The 14,481-nt window shown below is 67.0% G+C and carries 9 protein-coding genes; 6 read left to right on the forward strand and 3 right to left on the reverse strand.

Annotated elements, in window-relative coordinates; translation table 11 throughout:
* Both ABY44_RS08395 and ABY44_RS08400 read left to right on the forward strand, forming a co-directional pair.
* Positions 1–1,014: Y-family DNA polymerase (locus ABY44_RS08395; RefSeq protein ID WP_431641100.1), on the forward strand; the 1,014-nt coding region annotated here is incomplete at its 5' end.
* A 6-nt stretch (positions 1,015–1,020) separates the two neighbouring features.
* Positions 1,021–4,224 carry an error-prone DNA polymerase gene (locus ABY44_RS08400; RefSeq protein ID WP_060171891.1) on the forward strand — a complete coding sequence of 1,068 codons (3,204 nt, stop codon included), beginning with the start codon at positions 1,021–1,023 and terminating at the stop codon, positions 4,222–4,224.
* Positions 4,225–4,298: 74 nt separating this feature from the next.
* Here ABY44_RS08400 and ABY44_RS08405 read toward each other — a convergent pair whose 3' ends face one another.
* The 3 genes from ABY44_RS08405 to ABY44_RS08415 are packed head-to-tail and all read right to left on the reverse strand — an operon-like array spanning position 4,299 to position 10,182.
* On the reverse strand, positions 4,299–5,750 hold the full coding sequence (locus tag ABY44_RS08405) for a short-chain fatty acid transporter (RefSeq protein ID WP_060171985.1): 1,452 nt from the start codon (positions 5,748–5,750) through the stop codon (positions 4,299–4,301).
* Between the two features lie 25 nt (positions 5,751–5,775).
* Positions 5,776–6,711, reverse strand: a complete 936-nt coding sequence (locus ABY44_RS08410; RefSeq protein WP_060171889.1) for an ornithine cyclodeaminase family protein — start codon at positions 6,709–6,711, stop codon at positions 5,776–5,778.
* A gap of 24 nt (positions 6,712–6,735) precedes the next feature.
* Complete coding sequence (locus ABY44_RS08415; RefSeq protein ID WP_060171887.1) at positions 6,736–10,182, reverse strand: molybdopterin-dependent oxidoreductase; 3,447 nt, start codon at positions 10,180–10,182, stop codon at positions 6,736–6,738.
* 183 nt (positions 10,183–10,365) lie between these two features.
* Between ABY44_RS08415 and ABY44_RS08420 the strand changes: the two genes are divergently transcribed.
* The 4 genes from ABY44_RS08420 to ABY44_RS08435 all read left to right on the forward strand — a co-directional run.
* Entirely contained in the window at positions 10,366–11,277 is a 912-nt protein-coding gene (locus ABY44_RS08420) for a LysR family transcriptional regulator (RefSeq protein ID WP_027789078.1), read from the forward strand.
* A gap of 458 nt (positions 11,278–11,735) precedes the next feature.
* Positions 11,736–12,470, forward strand: a complete 735-nt coding sequence (locus tag ABY44_RS08425) for a GntR family transcriptional regulator (protein WP_027789079.1) — start codon at positions 11,736–11,738, stop codon at positions 12,468–12,470.
* A gap of 99 nt (positions 12,471–12,569) precedes the next feature.
* Positions 12,570–13,673, forward strand: coding sequence for an N-acetylglucosamine-6-phosphate deacetylase (gene nagA, locus ABY44_RS08430; RefSeq protein WP_059695054.1), 1,104 nt, complete (start codon positions 12,570–12,572; stop codon positions 13,671–13,673).
* The coding region (locus tag ABY44_RS08435; protein WP_431641102.1) for an SIS domain-containing protein at positions 13,666–14,481 on the forward strand (816 nt) is incomplete at its 3' end. The genes nagA and ABY44_RS08435, both read left to right, overlap by 8 nt.

The following is a 14,481-nucleotide window of genomic DNA, read 5'->3' on the forward strand; positions in this document are numbered from 1 at the left end:
CGGCGCCGCGTCGCCGGCCAGGTGTCGCTCGTGCGTTCGCTCGACAGGCTGCCGTGCGTGCTGCTGCCCGATGCGCGTCCGTATGCGGGCTGGTTCGACGGCCTCGGCTGCCGCACGCTCGCCGACCTGCGCAACCTGCCGCGCGCGGGGCTGCAGCGCCGCTGCGGTCCCGCGTTGCTGGCCGCACTCGATCGCGCGTACGGCGATGCGGTCGAGCCGCTCGCATGGATGGCGGTGCCGCCCGTGTTCGACGTGCGGCTCGAATTGCCGGAGCGCGTCGAATACGCGGAAGCCGTGCTGTTCGCCGCGCGGTGGCTCGTCGTGCAGCTGTGCGGCTGGCTGGCCGCGCGGCAGCTGTCGCTGGCCGCGATGACGTTCGATCTCGAACACGAGCGCGGCCGCCAGGCCGTGCCGCCGACGCCGCTCGAACTCGCGTTCGCCGCACCCGTGCGCGACGAGACGCACTTCATGCGGCTGCTCGGCGAGCGGCTCGCGCGCGTCGAGTTGCCGGCCGCGGTGATTGCGGTGCGTCTGAAGGCCACGCGCGTCGAATCGGTCGCGCCGCCGGCCGACGATCTTTTCCCCGAGCCGGGCGGCACGAAAGAGACGCGCGCGCGGCTGTTCGAGCTGCTGGTCGCCCGGCTCGGCGCGGAGAACGTGCTGCGCGCGGCACCCGTCGCCGATCACCGGCCCGAGGCCGCGAACCGCTGGCTGCCGCTCGATGCGCAGGCCGGCAAGCCGGCCGGCGGGCCGCCGGCCGTGCCGCCGAGGCCCGCGTGGTTGCTGGACGAGCCGCTGCCGCTGTTGATGCGGGGGGAGCGGCCGGTATTTCATACGCCGCTCAGGATGATGTCGTCGGTGGAACGGATCGAGGCCGGGTGGTTCGATGGCCAGCTCGCCGCACGCGATTACCACGTCGCGCAGGACGAAACCGGTGCGTGCTACTGGGTGTTCAAGGAGCGGGCAGCGAGCGAGGCCGAGCCGCGCTGGTTCCTGCACGGCCTGTTCGGGTGAACGGTCATGGTTGCGGAATTCAGCTGGCTGCCCGATTACGCGGAGTTGTTCTGCCGTTCGAACTTTTCGTTCCTGCATGGCGCGTCGCATGCGGAAGAACTGGTCGAGCGTGCGGCGGAACTCGGCTATCGCGGGATCGCGATCACCGACGAATGCTCGCTCGCCGGCGCACCGCGCATGCACGTCGCGGCGAAGGCGAAAGGGTTGCCGCTCGTCATCGGTTCGTACTTCGAAGTCACACCGGATGAAGTCGCACCGGGCCACGATCCGGGCCCCGGCGCCTTCGGGCTCGTGCTGCTCGCGCAGAATCGGGAAGGCTACGGCAACCTGTCCGAGCTGATTTCGTGGCGGCGGATGGAAGCGCCGAAGGGGACTTACACGCTGACGTCGCACATGCTGTCGAGGCCGCCCGAGGCATTCGCACACCTGCGCGGCATGCCCGACTGCTTCGCGATTCTCGTGCCCGCGTACCCGGTGCGGGCGGACGTGCTCGATGCACAGGTCGCGTGGTTTCGCGCGACGTTCGGCGAGCGTGCACGGCTCGGGCTCGTGCAGTTGCAGCGCGCGCTGGACGGTGCGCAACGCGAGGAGATTCGTGCGGCCGGCGAGCGGCGCGGCGTGCGCATCGTCGCACTCGGCGACGTGACGATGCACCGGCGCTCGTGCAAGGAACTGCAGGACGTGATGACGGCGATTCGTGTCGGGATGCCTGTCGCGGAATGCGGTTATGCGCTCGCGCCGAATGCGGAGCAGCATCTGCGTGCGCGCGGGCGGATCGGGAAGCTGTTTTCGCCGGAAGAGATCGCGGAAACGTGCGCGATGCTCGACGGCTGCAATTTCTCCCTCGATGACCTGAAGTATGAATATCCGCTCGAACTCGTCCCGCGCGGGCATACGCCGACGAGCTACCTGAAGCAGGAGACCTGGGCGGGTGTGGCCCGGCGTTACTGGAATGGTGTGCCGGAGAAAGTAGCCAGGCAGATCCGGTATGAACTCGCCCTGATCGCGAAACTGAAATACGAGCCGTTCTTCCTGACCGTCTACGACATCGTCAAATTCGCGCGCAGTCAGAACATCCTGTGCCAGGGGCGCGGCTCGGCGGCGAACTCGGTGGTCTGCTATTGCCTCGGCATTACCGAGGTCGATCCCGATCAGAGCACGATGCTGTTCGAGCGCTTCATCAGCGCGGAGCGCGGCGAGCCGCCCGATATCGACGTCGATTTCGAGCATCAGCGTCGGGAAGAAGTGATCCAGCATATCTACGAGAAGTACGGGCACGATCGCGCCGCACTGGCGGCCGCCGTATCGACCTATCGCCCGCGCGGCGTGCTGCGCGAGACCGGCAAGGCGCTCGGTGTCGATCCGGTGCTGGTCGATCGCGTCGCGAAAGCGCATCGCTGGTTCGACGGCAGTCGCGACCTGCTGCAGCAATTCTCGACGACCGGGCTCGATCCCGAGACGCCGCTCATCCAGGCGTGGGCCCGGCTCGCCGCGCGGCTGCTGAACTTCCCGCGCCATCTGTCGCAGCACTCGGGCGGCTTCGTGATCAGCCGCGGCAAGCTCACGCGGCTCGTGCCGGTCGAGAACGCGGCGATGGACGGGCGGCGCGTGATCCAGTGGGACAAGGACGATCTCGAAGCGCTCGGGCTGATGAAAGTCGACGTGCTCGCGCTCGGCATGCTGTCGGCGCTGCATCGCGCGTTCGACATGCGCACCGCATGGCGAGGCCCGCCGAAGGCAGACGGCAAGCCGTTCACGTTGAAGCACATTCCGAAGGATGACGACGCAACTTACGACATGATCTGCCGCGCCGACACGGTCGGCGTGTTCCAGATCGAATCGCGCGCGCAGATGTCGATGCTGCCGCGCCTGCGGCCGCGCACTTATTACGACCTGGTGATCGAGGTGGCGATCGTGCGGCCGGGGCCGATCCAGGGCGGGGCAGTGCACCCTTATCTGAAACGACGCCAGGGCATCGAAAAGGTCAGTTATCCAAAGGAGGACCTGAAGCCCGCCCTCGAACGGACGTACGGCGTGCCGATCTTCCAGGAACAGGTGATGCAGATCGCGATGATCGCGGCCGGCTTCACGGCCGGTGAGGCCGACCAGTTGCGTCGCGCGATGGCCGCGTGGAAGCGCAAGGGCAATCTGGAGCAATATCACGGCAAGATCGTCGACGGGATGCGCGAGCGCGATTACCCGCCCGAGTTCGCCGAACAGATCTTCGAGCAGATCAAGGGCTTCGGCGATTACGGTTTCCCCGAGAGCCACGCGGCGAGCTTCGCGAAGCTCGCCTACGCCAGCAGCTGGCTCAAATGCCACGAACCGGCGATCTTCCTCGCCGCATTGCTGAACAGCCAGCCGATGGGTTTCTATCCGCCGTCGCAACTCGTGCAGGACGCGAAGCGTCACGGCGTGCAGGTCCTGCCGATCGACGTCACGCAAAGCGGCTGGGAGGCATCGCTCGAAGCGCTGCCCGGCCAGCCGCCTCCGCACGGACAGCCGGCCGTCCGGCTCGGGCTGTCGCTCGTGAGCGGTCTGGGAGAAGCCGCTGTCCGCAGGATCGAAGCCGCACGCGCGGCGGGCCCCTTCGACAACGTCGACACTCTCGCGCGTCGCGCGCAGCTCGAGCGCCGCGATCTCGAGGCGCTCGCCGCCGCGAACGCGCTCGCGACCCTCGCCGGCCATCGTCGCGACGCGCTGTGGCAAGCGGTTGCAGCGGCACCCGAGCGTGACCTGCTCGCGACCGCACCGATCGACGAAGTGGAGAAGCCGGCACTCGGCGCGCCGTCGGAGGCCGACGACATCCTCGCCGACTATCACACCACCGGCCTCACGCTGAACCGTCACCCCGTCGCGCTGCTGCGGCCCGAGCTGCGCGCGCGGCGGCTGTCGTCCGCGGCCGAATTGCACGACCGCCCCGACGGCCGGCTCGCGCGCGCGTGCGGGCTCGTGACCGCGCGGCAGATGCCGGGCACCGCGAAAGGCGTGATGTTCATGACGCTCGAGGACGAAACCGGCTGCGTGAACCTGATCGTCCGGCCCGAGCTGCTCGCGCGGCAGCGCCGCGAAACCCTCGATTCGCGGCTGCTCGCCGTGTCCGGCGTGTGGCAGGTCGCGAGCGACGTGAGGCACCTCGTCGCGCAGCATTTCGAGGATCTGACGCCGCTGCTCGGCGGCCTGCGCACGTCGAGCCGCGAGTTCCACTGATGCCAGGTGCACCGCGCGCGGCACGACGGGCGTGAAGCCGATCGATCGTCGCGATGCCGTGAACGCGTCGCGTGTTACGGCATGACGGGCGGATGGTAGGCGAGTGTGCCCGCGAGCGCCCAGAGCATGAAGATCACGAGCGGCAGGTGAACCGCCAGTTGCGTGAACGTGAAACCGACAATGTCGCGGGCACGCAACCCGAGCACCCCGAGTAGCGGCAGCATCCAGAACGGGTTGATCAGGTTCGGCAACGCCTCGGCAGCGTTGTAGACCGTCACGGCCCAGCCCAGATGAACCTGCAGCAGTTTCGCCGCCTCGATGACGTACGGCGCCTCGATGATCCACTTGCCGCCGCCGGACGGCACGAAGAACCCGAGCACGGCCGAATACACGCCCATCACTGCGGGAAACGACGCATGCGACGACATCGCAACGAAGAAATGGGCGAGGTGATCGGAGAGCGGCAGGCCGGCGGGCGCCGCCGCCTTTGTCAGGATGTAGGCGATCCCGCCGTACAGCGGAAACTGGATCAGCACACCCGCAACAGACGGCACCGAACGCGCGACGGCATTGAGGAATCGTCTCGGCCGCCAGTTCAGCAGCATGCCCAGCAGCAGGAACAGAAAGTTGTACGTGTTCAGATTCGAGATCGCGATCAGCGGATTCTTCGTCGTGAACTCGTGCCAGGCCCAGATCGCGCCGATCGCCACGATGGCAATGGTGACGAGCGGACTGTACTCGAGCCAGTCCCCCGGGCGGGTCGGACGTGCGAGCGTGGCATGGCTTTCGTCGAGATGAATGCCCAGCTCCGCCGCGATTTTCGCCCGTGCGTCGTTGGGCGCGGACAGATACGCGATCAGCAGCGACGCGCCGGTCAGCACGGCGGCCATCAGCATCGACTGCGGGAGAAAGATCGTCTCGGTGAAGGGTATGACGCCGGAGATGGCCAGCAGCGCCTTGGGCAGGCTGTCCGGATTTGCCTGCAATTGCGAGGCGGATGAACTCAATCCCAGCGCCCACGTCGCACCCATCCCGAGATAGGCCGCCGCGCCCGCTGCCCGGTAATCCATGCGCAGATCGGTGCGGCGGGCCAGCGCACGGACCAGAAGGCCGCTGAAGATCAGGCTGATCGCCCAGTTGAACAGCGATGCGACGATACTGACGAGCGCAACGAACGTTACCGATGCGCGCCCGGACGACGGCAGGCGCGCGAGCGCATCGATCAGCCTCGACGCGGGCGGCGACACCGCGACGACATAGCCCGAGATGGCGACGATCGCCATCTGCATCGTGAACGGGATAAGACTCCAGAAGCCATCGCCGAACGCAATGCCGACCCGCGTGACCGGCGCACCGGCTGCCAGTGCGCCCACCGCCACGATCACCACGGCGAGCGCGGCGAAGATATAGGCGTCCGGGAACCACTTTTCCGACCAGCGTGCCATGCCCGCGGCCATCCGCTCCAGCATGCGTTCACGGTCGACCGCCGGCGCGTCGCAGTCCTGTACGTCCATCAGCTCTTTCATTTCGATCTCCTTGCCCGTCACGGCTTCAGTTTGTCTTTTCAACTATTTGAACGGCCGCGGCCAGATCCTCGAGTGCGGTGCCGACCGCCTTGAACACGGTGCGCTGGCTGTCGTTCGTCCGCCCCTGTGCTTCGCCCCGGCACAGCGCCGTCAGTGTCCGGTTCAGGCGGTCGGGCGCAATGACGTTGCGCGCGAGCGGACCCAGAAGGTCGCCCGATTTCTGCGGTGCCTCGTCCGTATCGACATAAATCTCCGCCTGCCGGAAGCAATCGTCGTCGGCTTCGCGCATGCGCGGCGTAAAGCTGCCGATCAGGTCCAGGTGCGACCCCGGTGCGAGCCACGCGCCGCGGACAATTGGTTCCGTCGCAAGCGTCGCGCAGGTGACGACGTCCGCGCGACGGATGCTTGCCTCGAGGTTCGTGACGGGTGAGGCATCGAAACCGAGCCGGGTCAGCCCGTCGACCAGTCGTGCAACCGCGTCGCGATCCCTGTCCCAGACCTCGACGACCGAGATCGGCAACTGGCTGCGATAGGCGGGCGGAACCAGGCTGCCGACCCGGCCGGCCCCCATCAGCACGAGGCGCGACGCATCCGGGCGGGCCAGATAGGTCGCGGCCAGCGCAGACGCAGCCGCGGTGCGGCGCGACGTGATTTCGTTTCCGTCCAGCTGCGCAAGCGGCTGGCCTGTCCGCCCGTCATAGAGCACGTAGGTCGAGTGCAGTCCGGGCAGGCCGTGTCTCGCATTGCCCGGGAAGATGTTGACCGTCTTGATGCCCAGGTAGCCGTTGTCTTCCCACGCGGGCATGATGAGCACCGTGCCTTCGTCTTCGCCGTCGGCATGGAGTGTGTGCGCGTGGCGAAGCGGGACGTGGCAGCCGTCGATGAACGCCTGTCGCAGGCGTGCGACCAGCGATTCGAAATCCAGTGCGTCGCGTGTCGCGACGGCGTCGAAAAATTTCATGGTGAACCTTTCCTCGAACGGGGGTTATGCGTCGATGCTGACGTCGGTGGCCGGAATGGCCTGGCAGGCGAGGCACATGTCCGGTTCGTCCGGTCCATGCCCGCTCAAATGCGTGACTTCGCCCGACATGACCTTGACCGCGCAGCTCTCGCATTGCCCGACCCGGCAACCGCTCGGCAATGCGATGCCGAGACGTTCCGCGAACGACAGCAGGCTGCCGTCGCGAGCTGTCCAGGTGGCCGTGCGACGCGATCGCGCGAACTGCACCGCGTATTGCTTCGACGGGTCGGGCGTCGGCCTGGACGGCGACCTGAACGCCTCCTTGAAGATGTCGAACGGCGGTACGCCGCGCTCGATCAGTCCCGACGCAATCGCCTGCATCATCGGTTCGGGGCCGCACAGAAAAAAACGCGCGCGCCGCCGGATCAGGTCGTCGTCGACCACGTCGGCCGACAGGTAGCCGAGCATCTGATAGTCGTGTCCCGGCGTTTCGTCGTGCGGCTGGTTGTAGCAGTTGACGACCTCGAGCGTCGGCAGCCGCCGCTTCAATGTCTCGATGCGTTCGCGGAACGCGTGGGTCGTGCTGTTCAGGTTTGCATAGAAGAGTCTCGACTCCGGCGCGCGGTCCGCCTGGTCCCGGATCGATTCCAGGTACGAGATGAAGGGCGTGATGCCGATGCCGCCGGCGAACATCACGACCGGCTGCCGCGACGCCGGCGGCACGACGAACGTCCCGCCGGGCGCACCGAGCAACACGGAGTCGCCGACCTTGAGCGTGCCGTGGATGTACGACGACATCGCGCCTTCGAACGCCGTGCCGTCGCGGGTCCGGCCTTTCTGGTGGCGTACCGAGATGGAGTACGTGCGGCGATCGTCTTCGCGGGCGGCGCCCGTCAGCGAATAGGCGCGCGTCGTCCCGCCGTCGCCGAGCGACGGGACATGCAAGCTCACGTGCTGGCCGGGCAGATAGTCCGGCAGTGCGCCGCCGTCCGCAGCGCGAAACGTGACGGTTCGCACGCCGCTCGCTTCTTCGTGCATGGCGGATACGACAAAATCCCGCAGGCCTTTCCACGACCGGCGCGACGCATCGACCGACGGGTCGAGCCTGATGCGGCAACGCACGGAACGCAGCGGCGACGATCCGCTGACCGGATCGAGTTTCGTCGCCGAGACGAGGCGGTTGAAATTGCTGTTGTCGTGCCCGTCCACCGGGAGCGCATCCTGGCCGACCTCGTCGCAGGCTTGCCACCAGCCGTATTCGGCCACGATCACGTCGCGGGCGAGTTCCGGGACGACGCGTGCCTTGAAGCGTGCCGAGCCGTTCGTCGTTTCGATCAGGCACCAGTCGCCGTCGACGATGCCGTGTTCCGCCGCCCGTTCGTCATTGAGTTCCGCCACCGGGTACGGCGCGCGGCGACGCAGGCTTGGCAGGCCGCGATGCTGGCTGTGGCAGTAGTACCCGTTCTTCATCGAGGTCAACGTACAGGGGAAGCGACGGCGATTGTCCGCCCGCGCATCTTCGCCGTGCTGCGGCGGTACGTACCGCGGAACGGGCGGGTAGCCGTGACGATGCAGTTTCTCGGAGTACAGTTCGACCCGCCGCGTCTCCGTGTTGAAACCACGCACACCGTCGGGTGTCGCCGCCGCGTACTGCCGCTCGTTTTGAGGCAACGGCCTGACGATGCCTTCCGGATGGGCGCGCAGCGACGCAACGTCCAGCCCGAGCGGTTCGAGCACGTGATTCCATCCCGCCTCGATGCTGCCGCCGAAGAATGTGTCCTGCATGCCGAGTCGCACGGCGAGGTCGAAGACGATGTCGTAGTCCGCGCGGCTCTCTCCTCTCGGCGGCACCATGCGCTGCCTGAGCTGCACGAGTTCGACCGCGCGCTCGTCGATCTCGAAGCCGAGACGCAGGCCTTCCCGTTCCCACGGTGTGTTCACGGGCAGCAGGATGTCCGCATAGCGTGACGACGGTGTTTCGAAGAGATCGCAGTGAACATGAAAGTCGAGCGCGCAGAGCGCGTCGTGCGCGACGCCGCCATCCGCCTGGGACAGCACCATGTTCGTACCGAACGCGACCAGCGCACGGACGCGGTAGGGCTCGCCGTCGAGGATGGCGCGATAGACGTCGCGCGCCGTGACCCAGCCTTGCGACGGCGGGCCGAGCGGCCGATCCGCGAGGCCGAGCGCTTTTGCGCGTTGCTGCGGGTTCAGCATCGCGTAGCTGCTGACCGGGTTGGCCGGCTGCTTCGTCCATTCCCGATTCGAGCCGCGCGTGTCGAACGCACCCGTCAACGCATACAGCGTCGCAATCGCGCGCTCGGTCTGGGTGGCGTTGGTGTGCATGCCGACACCCGACCACGCGTGATAGGCGATTGCCTGATGCGGCCGCAGCATTCGGGCGGCTTCGACGATGTCGGCTGCGTCGACCCCGGTGATCGCCGCCGCATGTTCCGGCGTAAAGGGGGCGAGCGCCGCCGAATAGAGGTCGAAGGCCGGTGTGCATGCCACGTGCATGTTGTGCCCGGCCGAATCCCGGACCGCCACATGGCGGACGCCGGCCATCGACAGATCGGAAGGTCGGGTCGCGGTTTCCTCTCCGGCCAGTTCCAGCCGGTCGAGCGTCGCGTTCCAGAGCACGTACCGGTTGCCCGGCGCATCGCCGTCGATGTCGCGCTCGCGCAGAAACCGTCCGGTGTCGGCACGCACGAGCAATGGGCCGTTCGTCCATTCCCGGACGAACGCATCGTCGACGTTGCCGGTCGCGATCATCTGCCGTGCGATCGCCATCGCGAGCGCGCCGTCCGTCCCGGGATTCACGCGCAGCCACAGATCGGCCTCGCGTGCGAGTGCGGTCGGCCGCGGATCGACGACGATCAGCCTGGCCCCGTTGCGGCGGCCCTTCGCGATGGCGTCGGCCTGCGCCAGCCAGGTGTTGGCGGGATTGTTTCCCCACAGCACGATGAGTTCGGCATTCCGGTAATCCGCGGCTGGAATGCCGCAGCCGAACGTAAAGGCATGCGCGCTGTCCTTGTGCCAGTTGCAGATCTCGGTCGCGTAGCAGATGTTCGGGCTCCCGAATGACCAGACGAATCGCTCGACCCAGTCGATGCTGTCGCTCATCGGCGTTCCGCTTGGCGTGGTGACGCCAAACGCGACCGACTCGGCACCGTTTTCCCGTTTGAAATGAGCAAGACGTTCCGCGATCTCGGAGAGCGCTTCATCCCAGCCGATGCGCTGCCAGCCGGGGTCGGCGGCATTCTTCGGGCGCGTGCGCCGCATGGGATGCAACACCCGATTCGGATGATGTACGAGTTCGGGCGCGGCCTTTCCCTTCATGCACATCGCGTGGCCGGTCGGATGCGTGTCGTCGGGGCGGACCTTGATCATCGTGTCGCCGCGCACGACGTTGACCGTGCCGCAGCGCGACCGGCACAACGTGCAATAGCCTTTCTTTTCCTGCGTCTCCATCGGTTCGCATCGTCCACGTCATGTTTGCGACTATGCTAGGAAGCGGAGGCAGCCATGACAAATTCATCCTTTCGATGGTCCGATATATATTGAATCAATACCTCGGCCGTCGATCCGACGTACCGTCCGCCCCTTCGGGGCAACGCTGATCCTGCGCTGCCCGCACTTCCCGGATCCTTTCCCGTGAACACGCACATCACCCTGCGCCAGATCGAATACTTCGTCTCCGTTGCCGATACGGGGCAAATTTCGAAGTCGGCCAATCTCTGTTCGGTGTCTCAATCGTCGATGACGATCGCATTGAGGAAACTCGAGGATTCGGTCGGCGTCACGCTGCTTCTGCGTCATGCGAAAGGCGTCCGTCTGACACCGGCCGGCGAGCGATTCCTGCGTCATGTGCAGCACGCGACGATGTCCATCGACCGCGCCGTTTCAGCCGCGCAGGAGGACCCCGAGCAGATCTCGGGGCATGTCCGTATCGGGATGACCGAAACCATCTCGGCGTATCTGATGCCGTCGCTGATGTCCGCCATTTCGCGGCGGTTCGGCAACCTGGGCGTGAGCATCGTCGAAAACGAACGCGAAGCAATCGAGGAGATGCTGGCCGACGATCGCCTCGATATTGCGCTGCTGCTGGTGTCGAACACCGCGGAAGTCGACGACCTGAAATACGAGACGATTCTTCGTTCGCCGCGCCGGTTGTGGACCCATCCGGATCATCCGCTGCAGGACGCCCGTCGCGTCACCCTCGAAGACGTCGCGCGCGAGAACTATCTGCTGCTGGACATGGACGAGCACCTGCGAACCGTCGGCAAGTACTGGGGAAGCTACGGGATCACGCCGAACGTCTGGATGCAGAGCAAATCGATCGAGGCCGTGAGAAGCCTCGTCGCGCTCGGGCACGGGGTGACCATCCTCTCGGACCTCGTGTACCGGCCCTGGTCCCTGGAAGGCAACCGGATCAGCCGCCGCAATCTCAGCGTGACCGTGCCGACGATGGACGTCGGCGCGGTGTGGCGACGGGGCGGGGCGACGTCGACGCCATGCCGTGCGCTGCTGGATCTGTTCCGCTCGTGGAAAAGGACGGCCGAGTAGGGCAGGGCCTTCGGGCATCACGGTCGTGCCGGATGCGGATCTCGAGCCGGCGGACGACCGCGCGAGAGTCGGCTGCGGTAAACGTTCGTCCCGTCCGCGATCGCATGGTGTGTGCCCGCGGCCTTTCCGGTACCGGCCGGTCCACGTGTCCCCGCCGTACCGGCACCCCGACGCCGATGCATACCAGTCGGCCAAACTGGTTCTATTCCGGTATCGTTTCCATCCCTCCAAACCCGGCAAATCCGGCGCTTGAACTGTCCCCTTGCATACCAATCCGGGTAAATCCCTATCCCGCATCGCGTTGTAAACAAAGGCTTTCTCGCTACTAAAACGCTTGCCGGGCAAGGCTTTCGGCGATTTCCGCGTCGCTAATACCAGTTCGTTGACTGGTATTATGGTGGTTATATAATGCCCTCACTTTCGACGGCCCGAGGTCGTCGTCCGACACCCGGAGGCACATGGAAACCGGCTGGTCCGAACTGGCGCCCGATCCCCTCAGCGATACGCCGCTCTATCTGCAGCTCGCCCGCAACCTGGCGAGCGCGATCCACGCCGGCGCGTGGCGGGCCGGCGAGGCTCTGCCGTCGGAGCGGCTGCTGTCGGTGTCGGTCGGTGTATCGCGGATCACGGCCCGTCGCGCACTCGCGCTGCTGGTCGAGCAGGGGCTGATCAAGCGGGCGCGCGGGGCGGGCAGCTTCATCACGCCGCGCGTCGCCGATCCGCTGTCGCGCCTCGTCGGCTTCACCGCGAAGATGAAGCAGCGCGGCTTCGTGCCCGATTCGGTGTGGCTGTCGCGCACGCTGCGCGCCGCGAGCCGCGACGAGATCACGCATCTCGGCCTCGCCCCCGGCGCGACGGTGGCGCGGCTCGAACGGCTGCGCCGCGCGGACGGCATCGTGATGGCGGTCGAGCACTCGACGCTGCCGGCCGCGGTGGTGCCCGATCCGCAGGCGCTCGGTGCGTCGCTGTACGAATACCTCGACGCGCGCGGGATGACTGTCGTGCGCGCGCTGCAGCACTTTCGCGCGGCGAACGCGACCCACGCGATCGCGAAATGGATGGCGGTGAAGCCGGGCTCGGCGCTGCTGGTGATCACGCGGATCGGCTACGGTGCCGACCAGCGCGCGATCGAAGTGAGCGAAACGTATTGCCGCGACGACTACTACGACTTCGTCGCCGAACTGAAACGCTGACGCGCGAGACTCGCCCGCGTGCGACAGCCGTGAAGCAACGACACGGAATTGCAAATCACGACGCGGATACCCGCGTCACCAGATCATCAAGAGAACGTCATGCTGACTGGAAACATCCTTACCCCCGACGGCTGGATTCACGGTTCGCTCGATAGCGAGAACGGCCGCATCACGACACTCGACGGCACGCCCGTCGATCCCGCGAAGAACGACGCGCCTTACATCCTGCCCGGCTTCATCGACCTGCACGTGCACGGCGGCGGCGGCGCCGACGTGATGGAAGGCGGCGACGCGATCGAGACGATCGCCCGCACGCACGCGCAATTCGGCACGACGAGCCTGCTCGCGACGACGATGACCGCGCCGCGCGACGAACTGATGAAAGTCGTCGGCAATCTCGGCAGCGTCGCGCGTACCCGCACGCCGGGCGGCGCGCGCGTGCTCGGCGTGCACCTCGAAGGCCCGTACATCAACCCCGGCAAGCTCGGCGCGCAGCCCGACGCGGCCGTCTCGGCCGTGCTCGACGAAGTGCTGAAGTACCTGTCGATCGCGCCGATCCGCGTCGTCACGCTCGCGCCGGAAATCGCCGGCCACATCGAGATCATCGGCGAGATGGCCGCGCGCGGTGTGCGCGTGCAGCTCGGCCATTCGCTCGCGACCTACGACGACGCGGTGGCCGCGCTCAAGCACGGCGCGTGCGGCTTCACGCACCTGTTCAACGCGATGTCGCCGCTGCATCACCGCAACCCCGGCCTGGTGGGCGCGGCGCTTGCTCATGCCGAATACGCGGAAATCATTCCCGATCTGCTGCACGTGCACCCGGGCGCGATTCGTGCGGCGCTGCGCGCGATCCCGCGCCTGTACGTCGTGACCGACAGCACGTCCGCAACGGGCATGCCCGACGGCGAATACCGGCTCGGCAGCCAGCACGTGACGAAGTGCCTCGGCGGCGTGCGTCTCGCCGACGGCACGCTCGCCGGCAGCACGCTGACGATGGACCAGGCGCTGCGCAACCTCGTGTCGCTCGGCCTGCCGATCGCCGATGTGTCGAACCGGATGTCGCGTTATGCGGCCGACTACCTCGGCATTGCCGATCGCGGCCGCCTCGAGCGCGGCGCATGGGCCGACCTCGCGGTGTTCGATCGCGACCTGAACCTCACCGCGACCTACGTCGAAGGAGAATCGATTGTCGAATATGCTTAAGGAAGCGCGCGAGTCCGCCCAGGTCGTCGCCGCGCAGATCGCCGACACCACGCGCGTCGAAGCGCTCGCCGGCCAATTGCTCGATCACCCGCCGGCCGTCGCGCTGACGGTCGCGCGCGGCAGCTCGGATCACGCCGCGAGCTATTTCGCGAGCCTGACGATGAGCCGCCTCGGCGTGCCGGTCGCGTCGCTGCCGATGTCGGTCGCCACGCTGCAGCAGGCGCCGCTGAAGGTGCAGGACCAGCTCGCGATCGCCTTCTCCCAGTCGGGCAAGAGCCCCGATCTCGTCAACACGATGGCCGCGCTGCGCGAAGCCGGCGCGCGCACCGTCGCGGCCGTGAACGTGCTGCCGTCGCCGCTCGCCGACGCGTGCGAGCACCAGTTGCCGCTGCTCGCCGGCCCCGAATTGTCGGTCGCCGCGACGAAGAGCTATATCGCGATGCTGTCGCTGTCCGCGCAGATCGTCGCGTACTGGCAGCGCGACGCCGCGCTGATGACCGCATTGCGCGGCCTGCCCGACGTGCTCGCGCAGGCCGGCCGGCTCGACTGGTCGCAGGCCGTCGCCGCGCTGGCGGGGGTCGAGCGGATGATCGTGATCGGCCGCGGCCTGGGCCTCGCGATCGCGCAGGAAGCCGCGCTGAAGCTGAAGGAAACCTCCGGTATCCAGGCCGAGGCGTTCTCGAGCGCCGAAGTCCGTCACGGCCCGATGGAGCTGATCGACCGCGACTATCCGCTGCTCGTGTTCGCCCCGCCGGGGCCCGAGCAGGCCGGCCTGCTGCAGCTCGCGCAAGACATGCGCGCACGCGGC

The organism is Burkholderia sp. ZZQ-2, assembly GCF_050768715.1.
In the GTDB taxonomy this organism is placed as follows: domain Bacteria; phylum Pseudomonadota; class Gammaproteobacteria; order Burkholderiales; family Burkholderiaceae; genus Burkholderia; species Burkholderia cepacia.